General features: G+C 31.3%; 14 protein-coding genes and 1 pseudogene. All 15 read left to right on the forward strand.

Annotated features, from left to right (window positions below):
- The first annotated feature begins 91 nt into the window (after positions 1 to 91).
- The 15 genes and pseudogenes from ACSVC9_RS06545 to ACSVC9_RS06615 all read left to right on the forward strand — a co-directional run bounded on the left by ACSVC9_RS06545 (position 92) and on the right by ACSVC9_RS06615 (position 16,893).
- Complete coding sequence (locus ACSVC9_RS06545; RefSeq protein ID WP_446899542.1) at positions 92 to 1,900, forward strand: ATP-dependent helicase; 1,809 nt, start codon at positions 92 to 94, stop codon at positions 1,898 to 1,900.
- On the forward strand, positions 1,878 to 2,045 hold the full coding sequence (locus ACSVC9_RS06550) for a hypothetical protein (protein WP_446899543.1): 168 nt from the start codon (positions 1,878 to 1,880) through the stop codon (positions 2,043 to 2,045). Before ACSVC9_RS06545 ends, ACSVC9_RS06550 begins: the two co-directional genes overlap by 23 nt.
- Before the next feature lie 59 nt (positions 2,046 to 2,104).
- Positions 2,105 to 2,869, forward strand: a complete 765-nt coding sequence (locus ACSVC9_RS06555) for a LysE family transporter (protein WP_446899544.1) — start codon at positions 2,105 to 2,107, stop codon at positions 2,867 to 2,869.
- Between the two features lie 22 nt (positions 2,870 to 2,891).
- Positions 2,892 to 3,434 carry a superoxide dismutase family protein gene (locus ACSVC9_RS06560; RefSeq protein WP_446899545.1) on the forward strand — a complete coding sequence of 181 codons (543 nt, stop codon included), beginning with the start codon at positions 2,892 to 2,894 and terminating at the stop codon, positions 3,432 to 3,434.
- A 231-nt stretch (positions 3,435 to 3,665) separates the two neighbouring features.
- Entirely contained in the window at positions 3,666 to 3,902 is a 237-nt protein-coding gene (locus ACSVC9_RS06565) for a hypothetical protein (RefSeq protein ID WP_446899546.1), read from the forward strand.
- Positions 3,903 to 3,905: 3 nt separating this feature from the next.
- Positions 3,906 to 5,101, forward strand: a pseudogene (locus ACSVC9_RS06570) (Na+/H+ antiporter NhaC family protein).
- A gap of 216 nt (positions 5,102 to 5,317) precedes the next feature.
- Positions 5,318 to 6,850, forward strand: coding sequence for a sigma-54 interaction domain-containing protein (locus tag ACSVC9_RS06575; protein ID WP_446899547.1), 1,533 nt, complete (start codon positions 5,318 to 5,320; stop codon positions 6,848 to 6,850).
- Between the two features lie 254 nt (positions 6,851 to 7,104).
- On the forward strand, positions 7,105 to 7,923 hold the full coding sequence (locus tag ACSVC9_RS06580) for a 3-keto-5-aminohexanoate cleavage protein (protein ID WP_446899548.1): 819 nt from the start codon (positions 7,105 to 7,107) through the stop codon (positions 7,921 to 7,923).
- An 18-nt stretch (positions 7,924 to 7,941) separates the two neighbouring features.
- Positions 7,942 to 8,889, forward strand: coding sequence for a 3-hydroxyacyl-CoA dehydrogenase family protein (locus ACSVC9_RS06585; RefSeq protein WP_446899549.1), 948 nt, complete (start codon positions 7,942 to 7,944; stop codon positions 8,887 to 8,889).
- Positions 8,890 to 8,910: 21 nt separating this feature from the next.
- Complete coding sequence (locus ACSVC9_RS06590; RefSeq protein WP_446899550.1) at positions 8,911 to 10,227, forward strand: gluconate:H+ symporter; 1,317 nt, start codon at positions 8,911 to 8,913, stop codon at positions 10,225 to 10,227.
- A gap of 238 nt (positions 10,228 to 10,465) precedes the next feature.
- Complete coding sequence (locus ACSVC9_RS06595) at positions 10,466 to 10,774, forward strand: hypothetical protein (protein ID WP_446899551.1); 309 nt, start codon at positions 10,466 to 10,468, stop codon at positions 10,772 to 10,774.
- 203 nt (positions 10,775 to 10,977) lie between these two features.
- Positions 10,978 to 13,062, forward strand: a complete 2,085-nt coding sequence (locus ACSVC9_RS06600; protein ID WP_446899552.1) for a cell division FtsA domain-containing protein — start codon at positions 10,978 to 10,980, stop codon at positions 13,060 to 13,062.
- A 29-nt stretch (positions 13,063 to 13,091) separates the two neighbouring features.
- Entirely contained in the window at positions 13,092 to 14,264 is a 1,173-nt protein-coding gene (locus tag ACSVC9_RS06605) for a M20 metallopeptidase family protein (RefSeq protein WP_446899553.1), read from the forward strand.
- A gap of 42 nt (positions 14,265 to 14,306) precedes the next feature.
- On the forward strand, positions 14,307 to 15,266 hold the full coding sequence (locus ACSVC9_RS06610; RefSeq protein WP_446899554.1) for an RluA family pseudouridine synthase: 960 nt from the start codon (positions 14,307 to 14,309) through the stop codon (positions 15,264 to 15,266).
- A gap of 22 nt (positions 15,267 to 15,288) precedes the next feature.
- Positions 15,289 to 16,893 (forward strand): putative polysaccharide biosynthesis protein, encoded by a 1,605-nt coding sequence (locus tag ACSVC9_RS06615; protein ID WP_446899555.1) that lies wholly within the window; start codon positions 15,289 to 15,291, stop codon positions 16,891 to 16,893.
- The last annotated feature ends 16 nt before the right edge of the window (positions 16,894 to 16,909 follow it).

Consider the following 16,909-nt stretch of genomic DNA (forward strand, 5'->3'; position numbering starts at 1 on the left):
CAATAATTATGTATATACACATTGTAATACTTTAGTGAAATTATTACAATAGCAACATTTAAATGGATTACATGAATGTCAGGAGAGAATTATGGAGTTAGATAAAATGCAAAAAGAAGCGGTTTATACAAGTTACAATAATGTAGTAGTTTGTGCACCGCCCGGATCTGGAAAAACTACTGTTATCATAAATAGAATCTGTAACCTTGTAGAGAATAAGGGAATAGATCCTTATAATATAATGGTAATAACTTTTACTAAGTCTGCAGCAGCTAATATGAAGTATAGATATTTAAAAATATCATCAAACAAGAATAAAATACCTTTTTTCGGGACTTTTCACTCTTTTTTCTATAAAATATTATCTAATAATGGAAATAAAATTAACATAATAGAAGAAAAAAAAGCACATAAGCTTATTAGTAGTACCCTACATTTATATATGGATCAAGTGGATTCAGAAAAAGTAAAACAGGTATTAAACGATATATCATGTTTAAAAAATGAAAACTATAATATGCACAATTTTATAAGTAAAGTGGACAAAAGTGTTTTTAAACATTGTTTTAATGTCTATGAAAGATATAAGTCAAAAAATTATTTAATGGATTTTGATGATCTACAATTTAAAACTAGAAAATTATTTCTTGAAAACAGATATGTTTTATATAGATGTAGGAATATTTTTAAATATATTTTGATAGATGAATTTCAAGATTCCGATAAAATGCAAATTGAACTTCTAAAACTTATATCCTGTGGTAATTCAATATTTGCAGTAGGAGATGAGGATCAGTGCATATATGGATTCAGGGGATCGAACCCGGAGTGTATGGTGAATTTTGATAAGTACTTTAATGAAGGCAAGAAACTCTTTTTAAATACAAATTATAGAAGTGTAGAAAATATAGTTAATATTTCTAAAATACTTATATCGAATAATAAAAAGCGAAACGACAAAATTATAAAGTCCTGTAGGAGAAAATATGGAAATATATCATTCATGACTTTTCAAAAAGTGAGTGAAGAGTCAGATTATATTTCCACTATAATAAGGAAAAATAAATATAGATATGAAGATATAGCTGTAGTTTATAGGACTAACGTGGAATCAAGGAGTATAATAGACAGCTTTTTGAAGTATGATTTAAAATTTAAGTTTCTAAATGAAATATATAATTTCTTTGAACATTTTGTGTGTAGGGACATAATTGCTTATTTGAAACTTTCCATTGATGAGTACGACAGAAAAAGTTTTATAAGAATTATAAATAGACCCTATAGATTTATAGGTAGGATTAACGTAGAAAAAGTAAGGAGCAATTGTGAAAGGGAAAATTGTTTTGATTTATTAAAAAATATAAATGGTATATCAATTTCTCAGATGAAGAGTATATGGAAACTTAAAAGAAAAGTAGATAAGTTAAATAAAATGCCATTACAAAAAACTGTAGATTTTATAATGTATAATATAGGATATATGGAATATCTAAAAAAATATTGTATTAAAATTGATGAAGATATTTCTACACTCAAATGCATTGTAGAAGAATTCAAAGAAGCTTTAAAGAATTTTTATAGCATAAATGAATTATTAAAATATGTAGAAAAGTTTTCAGACTCTGTAAACAAGAGTTTCCCTTCAAATGATGGTGTTGTATTAAGCACCATCCATGGTGTGAAGGGAATGGAATTTAAAACTGTATTTATAGTAAACTGCAATGAAGAAATAATTCCCCATGTAAACAGCATACCCTATAATATAGAGGAAGAAAGAAGATTATTTTATGTTGGAATTACGAGAGCTATAGATAATTTATATCTGTGTTCCGTAGAAACATTTAGAGGAAAGCCCAAAAAGGTATCCAGGTTTATAGATGAATGTGTTCCATACATCTAAATATACAAATTTAGATGAAAGGGATGGAATAGATGTGGTCATTAATATTGTGGTAGGGAAGGTTCAATATATCTTCTCTCTGTATGATATAATAATTTGGAAAGGAAGTGTTAATGTGGACAAGAGAGATTTAAAGTTGACTTAGTACAGAATAAAGTTAATTATGTTGCTGATCAGAATATGTTATAGGAAGCGATAAATCTTATGTTAACAAATTTATTTAAAGGGGTGCTTATAGGATTAATAATAGGAATGCCTTTAGGACCCATTGGAGCTCTATGTCTTAAAAATACCCTAACTTTTGGACGTAAATATGGTTTAATTTCTGGACTTGGATCAGCATTTACAGATAGCATTTACGCTTACCTTGCCATTATGGGTTTCATGCTGATTAAAAGATTTATTGTATTACACGGAGCATATTTTCGTATTTTGGGCGGACTCATATTAATTTGCTTTGGCGCCTATCCCTTTGTACATAAGGAACAGAATAATGCTTTAAATAAGAACATAAAAGAAATTAATAAAAAAAGTACTCCATTGGATAATAACTTATTATTCAAGACATTTACTTCTACATTTTTAATATCTCTGGCAAATCCAACTACAATTTTTTCATCCATAGTCATATTTACAGGAATGCATTTATCCAATTTAAAAATAAATCCTATGAATAAATCTTTTTTAATTCTAGGTGTATTTACAGGAAGTATGATTTGGTGGTTTATATTTGTTTTTACGGCAGGAAAATTCACAACTAAACTTAAAATGGAAAATAAGTCACTTATAAATAGAATATTGAATTATGCAATAATATTGGGAGGGTTAATAATATTCTTAAGTGCATTTAAACTTTTTAGCCTTAGAAAGCTTACATTGTTAAATTCAAGATTACTTAAAATATTTTTTAATATTAAATTCAGAATACATTTTGTAACTATTTTAAAAGTTTTACATAACATAAATTGAAGTGTTTAATTTGGAGGATATTATGTATTTTAATGAATATAAATACCCGTTTTTAAATTATAATTACTGTGGATATAGAAATGATAATATGAATGTGCCTGTTAGAAAAGCTGTGGCCCATATAGTAGGAGGGCCGTTGGCTCCTAATATAAGAGGTACTGTTGTCTTTACTCAAGTACGTGGAGGGACTACGGTCTCTGTAGAAGTCAATGGATTACCTCCTTACAGATCTGCCATAGATGGGAATCCTCAAATTGGACCTCACGGATTTCACATACACCAGAATGGTACATGTGTTGTAGGCAATCCTGCGGAACCATTTAATGCCGCTGGAGAACATTGGAATCCAAATAACCAGCCACATGGCAACCATGCAGGAGACTTTCCTGTTCTTTTTTCTAATAATGGTTATTCTAGAATGACTTTCTTTACAAATAAATTTAATGTTGCTCAGATTATTGGAAAATCAGTGATCATACATGAGAGTCCGGATGATTATAGAACTCAACCTTCTGGAGCTTCTGGCAAAAGGTTAGCTTGTGGTGTTATTAAAGCAGTGATGTAATTGTTTAAAATTATAAATAAGCAAATAAAATTGATTGAAGGTCTGGAATAGGCCTTCTTTTTTATATGATTTATAGGAATTGATATTCTGTATATCTAAGTTATGGCAATCAAGATAGATTTAAAGAAAAATTTAAGCATACTAACACAATGTTTTGTTGTGTAATTAAGAGTAATAAAAGTGTTACATGAGAATAATAAGATTAATAACATTAAAAGAAAAGGAGAAAATATGAATCAAGGATTAATTTCTTTATTTATACCAATTTTAGTTATTATAGGAGCAATGATTACGAAGGAAATTATATCTGCACTTGTTGTAGGTGTTTTAGCCGGAGGTATATTTTTAGCAAATGGAAATATAATTAATGGGTGTATTATAGCTGTTGAACATCTTGTCAAATCGGTAGCAAATGAAGAGAGCATATATATAATAATATTTCTATTCATATTTGGAGCTTTTGGCTAAATTATGAAATTATCTGGTGGGATAAAAGGATTTTCAGAGATTGCAAACAAGTATGTAAAAACCGAAAAAGGGGCTTTAGGGAGTATATGGTTGGTATCTATTTTTACCTTTATTGATTGCTGTTTTCATGCCATTTCTTCAGGAACTATCGGCAAGGCATTGATAGAGAAAACAAAAGGCAGCAAGGATAAATTAGCTGTAATAGTGAATATAACTTCCTGCCTATTAATTATTTTAATTCCATTTGGAACTACCTATGTAGGTTATATAGTAGGAGTCATTAATTCATCATTGAGTAAAGTAGGAGTTAATCAATCAGCTTATAACTTATACATTAAGAGCATACCGTATAATTTTTATGCTATTGTTATGATACTCATAAGCATAGGTATAATATTTTTTAACATGAAATTTGATAAAATAGTTGATAAAATTAATGATTCAAAAGAAACTAATCAAGAAAATGTACATGATCATGAAGCGCATGAACAATGTGAGTTTGAAGAAAAAGCTCCACCAAGACCACTCAACTTAATTTTTCCATTAATCATACTTATTTTAACTACATTTTTTTCTTTTGGTATACTGGAAAAGGTAAAGGCCAAGGATTTTTGGGAGCTATAATGAATGCAGAATTTGAGAAAGCTATCTTAATATCAGGCGTAATCTCACTTGTTATTACAACGATATTTTATCTAATTCAAAAAATTCCTATGAATGAAATAGAAAGTCACTTTTTATTAGGTGGAAATGAAATGATGCCCCCTATAATAGTTTTAATTTTGAGTTGGGGATTATCAAGCATAATAAGAGATTTAGGATTTACAAAATTTATTATAAATACAATTGGTCCACAAATACCAATTGTACTAATACCGGTTATGATATTTTTAATAGGGTGTGCAGCATCCTATTTTATGGGTTCTGCTTGGGGAACATGGGCATTATTAATGCCAATAGCTATACCTCTTGCAATGACTACCAATTCTAGTTTGCCATTAGTTATTGGAGCTGTGCTTACTGGCGGTTCTCTAGGTGATAATGCTTCACCTCTTGGTGAAACTGCAATACTATCATCTACAATAGCCGAAGTTCCTTTAATGAAGCATGTCAAGACAATCTTACCATATAGTATTATATCTATAATAATATCTTCCATATTATTTATAATATTTACATTCCTATTATCCTTGGCGTAAATATAATTAGCTGATATATTTTTTTAACCGTTTCTACTTCTCTTATATATTATTGGGTTAAGTATCATAGTTATAATTTGATATAATAAAATTTATAAGGTACATTATATAACTAAAATATATTAGTAGAAAGGATCATAACTTTTTATTGGGGAGCCTATTTATATAGTTTATGAAGTTATGATTATAAATTATTCTTGGGAGAGTGAGTAGAATATGGGGAATGATATACAAAATTTGCTATACTTACAAAAACAAGTTAAATGTATTATAGAGAATAAGGAGCTTATGGCTAAAGATAAAAAACTAGTAATTGAAAAATTAAATTTTATTCAAGAGTATCTAGAGAAGATATGCAAATGTGACTTCGAAGAAATTGTTGATAATTTGTATGACGGTATCTATCTCTCTGACGGAAAAGGAAATACATTGTATGTGAATAAAGCTTATGTAGAAATGACCGGATTAAGCCAGGATAAGCTTATAGGTAAGAATGTAAAAGACCTGGTCAATGAAGGTGTCTATTATAATGCTGTTACCTTGGAAGTTATTAAGCAGAAAAAAACTGTTACATCAATAGGAAAAGCTAAAAAAGGTGTAGAAATGCTTATAACTGGAAGTCCTATTTTTTCACGTGATGGAGCTGTAAGACGGGTTGTAGTTATTGATCGGGATATTAGCGAGTTGAGAAATATACAAAGGGAATTGGAGCTTTCACGAAGAAAAATTAAAGTAGTAGAAAAAATGAACTCAAAGAAAAAACAGGAAATTGATCATTTGAGAAAACAACACTTAAATAATAATTTTATTGGCAACAGCAGAGAAATGAAGGAAGTATTAAAAATGATTTCACAAGTTGCCCATTTGGATGTAACCGTTTTGATTACTGGTGAGTCTGGTGTAGGAAAGGAAGTAGTTGCAAATCAGATTTTTAAAAGGAGTCCTCGTAATAAGGGAGCATTTATCAAAGTAAACTGTGCTGCTATTCCTGAAAATTTATTGGAATCTGAATTATTCGGTTATGAAAAGGGTGCTTTCACTGGTGCTACTAATAGAAAGATAGGTTTGTTTGAATTATCCGATAGAGGTACATTAATGCTTGATGAAATTGGAGACATGTCATTAGATTTACAAGCAAAATTATTACGTGCTATTCAGCAGAAGGAAATAACTAGAATAGGAGGAGAAAAGACGATTCCCATAGATGTGCGAATTATTGCCTCGACGAATAAGAATTTAAAGAAAATGATAAGGCAGGGAACATTTAGAGAAGATCTATATTATAGGATAAATGTGTTTCCTATCCATATTTTACCATTACGTTCACGAAAGAGTGATATTGTAGATTTATTAGATCATTTTTTAAAAATTTATAATACTAAGTATGATAAAGAAGTATCAATTGATCAAAAAGCTGTTTCAGTGTTTCAGAAATATCCTTGGCCAGGGAATATTAGAGAATTAAAAAATATAGTTGAAAGAATTGTTATTATTTCTGAAACTCATACATCTATTACTTCGGATAATATAGCCAGTTTGTTAATGATGAAAGAAGAAAAAGTTAGTATGTCACAATCTAATTTGGGATTGAAAGAAATTATTTGGAATGTTGAACGGGAGTTAATTAAAAAAGCATTAAAAAAAGGTGGAAGTACTAGAAAAGCAGCAGAAATTCTGAAAATCAGTCAATCAGCCGTAGTAAAAAAAGCAAAAAAATTGTCTATTGATTTTAATAAACAAAGAACATAGGTAATTTTGATTATGGATGGAATCGTTTTGATTATAAATAGAATCATTTTTAACTATGGGTGTATTCAGCAAATAGAGTCAATGTAGGCAGGTTAGATTTTTTATTTTTTAAAATACTGATGAATTAATTCATCAGTATTTTCTTATTTTACCAAAAAAAGCTAATGGATGAGGAAATATAAACTGGCATAATATTTGCTGATATAGGTATATGTAAAAAATAAAAATTAAGTTTTATGAAAGGATGTTTTAAAATGGAAGAAACAATTATCACGGCGGCGTTGACAGGAGCCTTTCCTCAAAAAGATAAAAATCCTAACATTCCTACCACACCACAGGAGATTGCTAATGAAGCGTATGAATGTTGGAAAGCTGGAGCAGCTATTGTTCATCTTCATATGATAGATGAAGAAGGTAAGGGAACAATGAACAAAGATAAATTTGCGGAGACTGTGGAATTAATTAAAAATAAATGTGATGTAGTTATAAACTTAACCACCTCCGGAGATTTAAGCGCTACAGATGAAACTAGAATGGCACATATAATTGAATTAAAACCTGAAATGGCTTCTTATGATGCAGGTACGATGAACTGGATGAATAACTCAGTATTTTATAACACACCAGCATTTCTAGAAAAATTAGGTAATTGTATGAGAACTAATAATGTTAAACCAGAAGTAGAAATTTTTGATGCAGGAATGATATATAATACGCTGTATTATGTAAAAAAAGGTATTTTATGTACACCAACACACTATCAGTTAGTTTTAGGGGCAGCTGGAGGAACTGCAGCAACTGTTGAAAATCTTGTTTACTTGAGGAATTTACTTCCTAAAGGTTCTACATGGTCAGCTTTTGGTATAGGAAAACAGCATTTACCAATTCTTTATGCAACTATTGCACTTGGTGGGCATGTTCGTGTAGGATTGGAAGACAATATTTATTATTCTTATGGAAAAGTTGCTAAATCAAATGTAGAATTTGTGGATAGAGCAGTCAGAATAATTAGAGAGGCTAATAAAGAAGTGGCTACACCGGGAGAGGCAAGAGAAATATTAGGTATAAAATAACTGGGGGGGAAATATAAAATGATTAAAAAAATAGCTGTAATTGGTGCAGGAACAATGGGACATAGTATTGCAGAATGTTTTGCTCTTTATGGATATCCAGTAAATTTATTTGATACTAATCAGGAAACATTAAAAAATGTAAAAAAGACAATGGAGAAAGATTTGTCGGAGTTAGTGGAAGAAAACTTGTTTGATAAGGAAGTTGTTACAAAATCATTGAATAATATTACACTTTTCAATAATATGGAAAATGCAGCAAAGGATAGAGACTATATAATCGAAGCTGCACCTGAAAGAATTGATATAAAGAAAGACGTATTTTCTAAATTAGATAGATATGCGCCTAAAAATGCAGTGTTTGGGAGTAATACTTCCAGCCTATCATTGAGTGAAATGCTGGTAGCCGTATGTGATGAAAGAAAAAAGAGAATGCTGATTGATCATTTCTATAATCCAGCACTTTTAATGCCAATTGCTGAATTATCGTTTTTTGGAAATATGCCAGAAGATATTTTCGGAGAAGTACAGGAAATTTATAAATCTATAAATAAGGAAACGGTTAAAATTCTAAAAGATGTGCCGGGGCTTGTTGCTAATCGTATTCAACAAGGAGTTGCTAGGGAAGTATTTTCCCTTATTGAGCAAGGAGTTGCGGAACCGGCTGAAATAGATAAGGCATTAAAATTTGGACCGGCATTTCGCTATGCAACGACTGGTCAATTAGAGGTAGCTGATCTTGGTGGCCTGGATATCTGGTGTACCGTGGGAGATAACTTGTTGAAAGTAATGGACAACTCAACATGTGCAAATCCAATTTTACGTGAAAAGGTTGAGGTTGGAAAGCTGGGAGTTAAATCCGGAGCAGGTTTTTATGACTATAAGCCAGAAGAAATTGAAACACTTAAAAAAGAATTTAATAAACGTTTGATTAATCAACTGAAAGCGTCGAAATTCTATATTAAATAAAAATAAGGAGTGAATTATATTATGCCTCTTATTATTTTAGCAGTGGGTATCGTATTTCTTTTTGTACTATTAGTTAAATTTAAACTTAATGGTTTTTTATCACTTATACTTGCTTGTTTGTTAGTAGGTGTGGCAGAAGGCTTACCAATAATGAAAGTCATTAGTTCAATTGAATCAGGTGTAGGAGGAACACTGGGACATCTTGCAATAATCTTAGGCCTTGGAGCAATGTTCGGTAAACTCATGGCAGATGGTGGAGGAGCTCAGCGTATTTCGATGACTTTAATTGAGAAGTTTGGCAGAAAGAATGTTACTTGGGCAGTTGCATTGACAGGATTCATTGTTGGCATAACATTGTTTTGGGAAGTTAGTTTTGTTGTACTTATTCCAATTATATTCACTATAGCTACAACTGCTGCGATTCCATTATTAAAAGTTGGTATTCCTATGCTGGCGGCTATATCAGTAACCCATTGCTTTTTACCGCCGCATCCTGGGCCAATTGCTGTAGCGGGAATTTTTAAAGCAAATATTGGGTTAACACTAGCTTATGGAATAATAATAGCAATCCCAGCTTTAATTGTTTCCGGTCCGTTATATTATAAATTAGTTAAAAACAACAAATCTGAAATACCAAAGGGCCTAGCTGTTGCCAAGGTGTTTAAAGAAGAAGAACTTCCTGGCTTTGGAATAAGCGTTATCACAGCTCTTATACCTGTAATTCTAATAGCAGGATCACTATTAATTACATTTTTTGTTCCCAAAGGCTCATATGTGCATACTTTTTTATCTTTTATTGGGAATACGGATATGGCATTGTTAATAGCTTTCTTTATTTCATTATATACATTTGGATTTCGTATAGGCAAAAAAATGCCTGAGTTAATGAATAGTACGGTAGAAGCAGCAAAGTCCATTGCAATGATCCTGCTAATTATTGGAGGAGGAGGTGCCTTTAAACAGGTTATAATTGACAGTGGAGTGGGAAAATATGTAGCAACCTTAGTAGTGGGGTTGCCAATATCACCATTGGTATTGGCTTGGGTTATTACAGCTATTATAAGAGTAACAGTTGGTTCTGCAACAGTAGCATTATTTATGTCTTCTGGAATTTTACTGCCATTGCTTGCACAAACTAGTGTTAGCCCAGAACTAATGGTATTGGCTGTTGGATGTGGTTCTATGTTCTGTGATCCTCCTACTGATGCATCTTTTTGGATGGTTAAAGAATATTTTAGTTTGACTTTTCCTCAGACACTTAAAATTTGGTGCGTGCAGACATCGATTATTTCGATAATGGGGTTAATTGGGGTAATGGCTTTGAGTTTGGTGATTTAAAATAAATTACGTAATTAAGTTATGAATCAACTTAGGTTTTAGATAAATGGGGAATAGGTAATAAGATACGGACAACATCATGACTGGCTTCCTGAATACTGATGTCGTTGTAAACAGGAAATCTAAAAATTGCCTTGTACAGTATATATTTTAATTATATAGAATATATGATATACTAGATATGTATTGTATACGTTATATACCTAAGAAGCGATATTATATGGATGGAGGTATTCTTGTGATTGCATTTAAGAGAATATGGGATGATGTGTGTAATATATTATCAAATGAAGAAATAAAAGATATTAATATAGTAGAAAATTTTAACAATGGTTTTTTAATAAAGGAAGGTATAAACACGCATTTTATAACAAAACAAGATTTTGTTGATTTTTGGTGCAATATGATATGTCTTGATAAAATTGATAAGGAAGATGTATTGAAGGAAAGGAACTCAGAGAAAAAATTTGTATATGAAATTCTAAAGGAACTTCCATATATAAATGAAAACGGGGGAAGTTTAAAGATATCAGAAAGGTGCCACTGAATATCTGTCGAATATATTTAAAATTGTTGAATTATATAGAAGCTCTCTATGCTGGATTAAGTATTGTACAAATAATCAGCGTAGAGAGTTTTTTACACACCTAAGCTTATTTCCATAATTATGAATTAGTTTACAAATATTTTATAATTAATTATAATATTTATAAGATGAAAATCATAAAAAGATAAAAAGAGGTAAATATTATGAATGCTGCTAAACTTAATCCACAAGATGTAATATTTGCATTAGATATAGGTACACGTACGGTCATAGGTACTGCTGGAATTGTTAAGGATAAAAAATTTAATGTAATATCAGAGTACTGTCTTGAACATACAGAAAGAGCTATGATAGATGGTCAAATACATGATGTTGAACTTGTAGCAGGTACTGCTAATATTGTAAAACAAAAGATAGAAAAGGATCTCAATATGAAGATGGAAAATGTAGTTATAGCAGCTGCAGGTAGGTTCTTGAGAACTGTGGTTTCAAAAGAGAACATGAAAATTGATTATGATAAAGAAATAGATAAAAACACAATAAGAAGTCTTGAATTGACAGCTGTTAAATCAGCAGAAGACAAAATCAAAAAAGATACAGGTGGAAAATTATATTGTGTAGGCTATAGTGTTAAAAGTTATTATTTGAATGGATATTTAATAGGAAACTTGCTGTCACAAAAAGGAGAGGAAATATCTGCAGAGGTTATTGCAACATTTCTGCCAAGATCTGTAGTAGATAGTTTATACTCTGTTATGAAAAAGGTTGGGCTTAGGGTTATAAGTTTAACCTTGGAACCTATAGCTGCTATGGAGGCAGCTATTCCAAGAAATTTAAGACTTTTAAATTTAGCACTTGTGGATATAGGGGCAGGAACTTCAGATATAGCAATAAGCAGCAATGGTACTATAACGGCTTATGGAATGGTACCCAAAGCCGGAGATGAAGTGACAGAAACTATAGCTCAAAATTATCTTGTGGATTTTAATTCTGCGGAAAGAATAAAAAAACAGTGCAGCAAATGTAAAGAGATAACTTATGTAGATGTATTGGGAATTGAGAATAAAATAACATCTGATGAAGTAATTAAACTTATAGTTCCAACAGTTAAAAAGGTAGCGGATGAGATAGCATCAAAAATAGTAGGTTTAAATGGTGACAAATCTCCGAATGCAGTATTTTTGGTTGGTGGAGGTGCACATACCCCTAAAATTAAGGAATTTTTATCTGAAAACCTGAATATACCAATTCAGAGAATAGCTATAAAGGGAAGAGATTCGGTAAAAGATTGTGTATGCATTGATAATTCTCTTGAAAGTACAGGGGTCACGGTGCTTGGCATTGCGTTGGTATCTATAAGAAGGCTTGGACATGATTTTATAGATATTATGTTGAATGGAACTGTAATAAGTCTTTTTAATTCACATAAGCATACTATTATGGATGTAATGATGCAGGCTGGTATAAATCCAAAAGTATTGATAGGTAAAAATGGCAAAAATATAAGGTTTACTTTGAATGGCATAAAACGAGTAGCGTTTGGGGCACTTGGTTCTAACGCCAAGATAACTGTAAATGGATTTGAAAAGAGTATTGATGAAGAAGTAAAAGAAGGAGACAATATAGAACTTAATTATTCTATAAACGGTAAAGATGCGGATCCTAAAATAGTAGATTACATTAATGAAGCCTATTCTATAAGTTTCTTTGTAAATGATGTAATAGATAATCTGGAACCAGTAGCATATGTAAATGATAAAAAAGTTAAACTGGATTATCTTATACATGAAAATGACGATGTCAAAATAATAATACCTAAAAATTTAGGTGATTATAAGAAACATCTTGCAGATTATGGTGATGAGGCAGTATATTATCTTAACGGTGAGAAATTAAAAGATGAATACGAGATTAAGGAAGGAGACAGATTATATAGAATATCTACAGAAGTAGCTTTTGACGAATTGGATAGAAAAAAAGAAAGTTCTTTGGAAGCAAAGCCTGCAGAAGATGTGGCAGTGAGTAAAATTACAGATGACAATAAAATTCTTAGGAATGAGTTTGCAAAACTTGAGAAAAATAAAAACGAGATTATGGTAGTTGCAAATGGAAAGTCCATAATTTTAAAAGGAAAGGAAAAATATATATTTGTAGATATATTTAATCATGTAGAGTTTGATTTATCACATCCAAAGGGTAAATTGTATCTCCATTTGAATGGCAAGGATGTAGGATATTATGATAAACTTTCTGAAGGTGACATAATAGAAATAGGGTGGGAAAAATAGAATAATAAGTATAATTTTGGAGGATAAATATGAAATTTGACTTTTTAAAAATGGCGCAGGACATGAAAAAGGAATTAATTGAAATTAGGAGAGATTTTCATATGCACCCCGAACTCGATTATGATGTTCACAGGACACAGGATAAAATAAAAGAATTTTTAGAAAAAGAAGGCATAGAATACAGAGTAGTAGCCGGTACAGGAGTATGCGGCATAATAAGAGGAAATGGGGATAATACAATTGGACTTAGGGCGGATATGGATGCACCTCCAATTCAGGATATGAAAAAATGCCAATATTCCTCTAAAATAAAAGGAAAAATGCATGCATGTGGGCATGATGCACATACTACCATACTTCTTGGAGCAGCCAGAATATTAAATAGTATAAAGGACGAATTAAATGGAAATATAAAATTGTTCTTTGAGCCTGCAGAAGAAACTACAGGTGGGGCGAAAGTAATGATAAAAGAAGGTATTCTTGAAAATCCACATGTGAACAGAGTTATAGGCTTGCATGTAGAAGAAGGTATAGAGGTCGGGAAAATAGGAGTTAGATATGGAGTTGTGAATGCTGCTTCCAATCCATTTACTATAAAGATAAATGGAATAGGTGCTCACGGCGCAAGACCGCATACAGGTATTGATCCTGTAGTTATAAGCAGTTATGTAGTCCTGGCACTTCAGGAAATAATAAGCAGGGAATTACCTCCAACAGATGGTGCACTGATTACAATAGGATCAATTCATGGTGGAACTGCCCAGAATATAATTCCGTCAGAGGTTACATTGTCTGGAATAATAAGGACTATGAAAACAGAGCACAGAGTATATGTAAAAAGAAGACTTCGTGAGGTGGTAGAAGGAATAATAAATTCCATGAGGGGAAGCTGCAAAATAGAAATAGAAGAAAGTTATCCTTGTCTTTATAATAATGATGCTGCCATCAAGGATGTAGTTTCTTCAGCTTCAGAAGTCATAGGAAGTCAAAATATAATAAATCTGGAAAGTCCTAGCATGGGAGTCGAAAGTTTTGCATATTTTTCAATGGAAAGGCCATCAGCTTTTTATTATCTTGGAAGTAGAAATGAGAGTAAGGGCATAGTTCATCCTGCACATGGAAATCTTTTTGATATAGATGAGGATTGTATTCCAATAGGAGTTGCAATTCAGTGCAGAGCGGTGTACAATTTCTTGAAGTAAGTCAATTATAGGATTGCTTGTATTTTTTATAGGAGTGAGCAAATGAGAGTAGAAATAGGAGTAAATGAATCAGGACAAAGGTTGGACAAATTCTTGAGAAAATGGCTCAAGGATGTACCATTAAGTGCTATATACAAGTCAATAAGAAAGGGAGATATAAAAGTAAACGGTAAAAAAAAGAAAGAGAAATATTTTTTGCAGCAGGGAGATATGGTAGATACAGAATATATCACGTCAAATATTAAAAAACGTAAATTCAATAATATAGATAATGGATTTCTGAAAACAATATATGAAGATGAAAATATTTTGATAGTTGAGAAATGGCCAGGAGTACTCGTACATACAGATAGTAAAAGCAATAATTGTACATTGACAGATTATGTATTGTCATATTTATATGACAAAGGAGAGTATGATCCTGATGGATCTATTACTTTTACCCCTTCGCCCTGCAATAGATTGGATAGAAATACTTCAGGAATGGTTATATATGGTAAAAATTATGAAGCCCTCAAAGTCCTAAATGAAATGATAAGGATAAGAAATATAGATAAATATTACAATGCCATAACAAAAGGGACCCTAAATGATGGAATATATACAGCGTATATATATAAGGATAAAGAAGAAAATATATCCAGCGTATACGATAAACCGGGGAAAAATACGAAGGAAATATCCATGGAGGTTAAAACTATAAAAAACTGTGGGCTATATTCTTTCCTGGAGTTAAAGTTACTTACAGGAAGAAGCCACCAGCTGAGAACTCACCTAGCTTATCTTGGAAATCCAATTATAGGAGATTCAAAATATGGAGACTCAAAACTCAACAGTTTTTTTTATAATAAGTATAATCTTAGCTATCAGTATCTATATGCATATAAATTATATTTTAGAAATTGTACTGGAAAACTTGATTATATGGAAGGCAGGACGATTACAGCAGCACTTCCACCTACCTTTAAAAAGATAAAAAATGATATATTTGAAAAATTTTAACCTTTGACAGGGAGTTTTAAAGATGAAAGAACAGTCAACGACCAGAGGATTTGCTGTATTGTCTGCAGCTGGAATGATTACAAAAGTTTTGTCGCTTCTATATATTCCATTTCTATTGAAAATAATTGGAGATGTTGGATATGGAATATATGGAGCATCTTATCAGATATATACCTTTATGTTTGTAATAACCAATTCAGGTATCCCCGTAGCCATATCAAAATTAATATCTGAATTGACTGCAGTAGGAAATTACAAGGATGCGGTACGGAGTTTTAAAATAGCTAGGCTTATGTTAATTGCAATAGGTTCATTAATGTGTATTTTGCTTATTATTTTTGCTATGCCACTGGCAAGTTTAACTAAATATAAGAGTGCATATTTATCACTTATTTCACTAGCCCCAGCTGTATTATTTACTTCTGTATCTTCTGCTTATAGAGGATATTTCCAGGGAAATGGGAATATGACGCCAACTGCAGTATCACAGGTTATAGAACAAGCTTTGAATATAGTATTTTCACTTGCTTTTGCGGCATATCTTATGAAATACGGAGTTGAGGCAGGATGTGCAGGAAGTACGATAGGTACATCTCTTGGAGCATTGGTATCAGCTTCATTTCTTATGTTCTGTTATAACAGGTATAATAGGTACGGAAAAAGACAGAATATTAGAGAAGAATTAAAAAGAATAAGTCAAAATCAAATTGTGAGAAAGATTATAAATTATGGAATTCCAATAACGATCTGTGTAGGTATGACATATGCAGGAAATATAGTGGATCTATACAATACAAAATCCAGGCTCATGTTTGGTGGCTTTACAGATGATAGTGCGACTATACTTTATGGCCTTTTAAATAAATACCAGCAGCTTTTAAATGTTCCGATTACCATTATTTCTTCTCTATCTGCAGCCATACTTCCAGCTATATCGGCAGCTGCAGTTGTAAGAGATGAAAATGGAGTTAGAAATCGTATAAATTATTCATTTAGACTGTGTTTTCTTATAGCAGTTCCATGTACTGTTGGTTTAGCTATTTTAAGTGAACCTATATTTTATCTTCTGAAATTTGGTATAGGTTCTTATATAATGGCATGTGGTTCCATAGTGCTTGTATTTATGGCCATTATGCAAATACAAACTACAATACTTCAGGGTATAGGGAGGCTCTATGCAGCTACTATTTATTCTGTAATAGGTATAGCTTGTAAAATAGTCGTTAATTACTATTTAATTGCAATTCCAGACATAAATATACTTGGAGCAATAGTTGGAACTGTAATAGGATATTTAATACCAATAGTTTTAAATCACAGAATGATCAAGAAATCCCTTGGTGTGAGTGTAAATATGGCTATACATGCTGTAAAACCTGTAATTTCGTCTGCTGTTATGGGATTACTTGTTTTTATAGTATATTATATATTGAACATAGTTACTGGATTTATAAGCATAGGATATATTTCCAATGCTATTTCCACGATTTTCTCAATTATTGTAGGTATATTGGCGTATATTTTTATAATGGCAGTTATAGGAGGAATAACAACTAGGGATATTGAAAGCATGCCTAAAAGTGTGCTAAAATTTATTCCTAAATTTATACTTAAAAGAATAAAGTAATTTTTAATACATAATA

The sequence above is a fragment of the Clostridium sp. LBM24168 genome (genome assembly GCF_052953915.1).

Excerpts from the sequence above, each read along its gene's own strand:
- ACSVC9_RS06580 (WP_446899548.1), top strand. The coding sequence starts at position 7,105 with ATGGAAGAAACAATTATCACGGCGGCGTTGACAGGAGCCTTTCCTCAA.
- ACSVC9_RS06615 (WP_446899555.1), top strand. The coding sequence starts at position 15,289 with ATGAAAGAACAGTCAACGACCAGAGGATTTGCTGTATTGTCTGCAGCT.
- ACSVC9_RS06555 (WP_446899544.1), top strand. The coding sequence starts at position 2,105 with ATGTTAACAAATTTATTTAAAGGGGTGCTTATAGGATTAATAATAGGA.
- ACSVC9_RS06575 (WP_446899547.1), top strand. The coding sequence starts at position 5,318 with ATGGGGAATGATATACAAAATTTGCTATACTTACAAAAACAAGTTAAA.
- ACSVC9_RS06590 (WP_446899550.1), top strand. The coding sequence starts at position 8,911 with ATGCCTCTTATTATTTTAGCAGTGGGTATCGTATTTCTTTTTGTACTA.
- ACSVC9_RS06610 (WP_446899554.1), top strand. The coding sequence starts at position 14,307 with ATGAGAGTAGAAATAGGAGTAAATGAATCAGGACAAAGGTTGGACAAA.
- ACSVC9_RS06565 (WP_446899546.1), top strand. The coding sequence starts at position 3,666 with ATGAATCAAGGATTAATTTCTTTATTTATACCAATTTTAGTTATTATA.
- ACSVC9_RS06605 (WP_446899553.1), top strand. The coding sequence starts at position 13,092 with ATGAAATTTGACTTTTTAAAAATGGCGCAGGACATGAAAAAGGAATTA.
- ACSVC9_RS06545 (WP_446899542.1), top strand. The coding sequence starts at position 92 with ATGGAGTTAGATAAAATGCAAAAAGAAGCGGTTTATACAAGTTACAAT.
- ACSVC9_RS06600 (WP_446899552.1), top strand. The coding sequence starts at position 10,978 with ATGAATGCTGCTAAACTTAATCCACAAGATGTAATATTTGCATTAGAT.
- ACSVC9_RS06560 (WP_446899545.1), top strand. The coding sequence starts at position 2,892 with ATGTATTTTAATGAATATAAATACCCGTTTTTAAATTATAATTACTGT.
- ACSVC9_RS06550 (WP_446899543.1), top strand. The coding sequence starts at position 1,878 with ATGAATGTGTTCCATACATCTAAATATACAAATTTAGATGAAAGGGAT.
- ACSVC9_RS06585 (WP_446899549.1), top strand. The coding sequence starts at position 7,942 with ATGATTAAAAAAATAGCTGTAATTGGTGCAGGAACAATGGGACATAGT.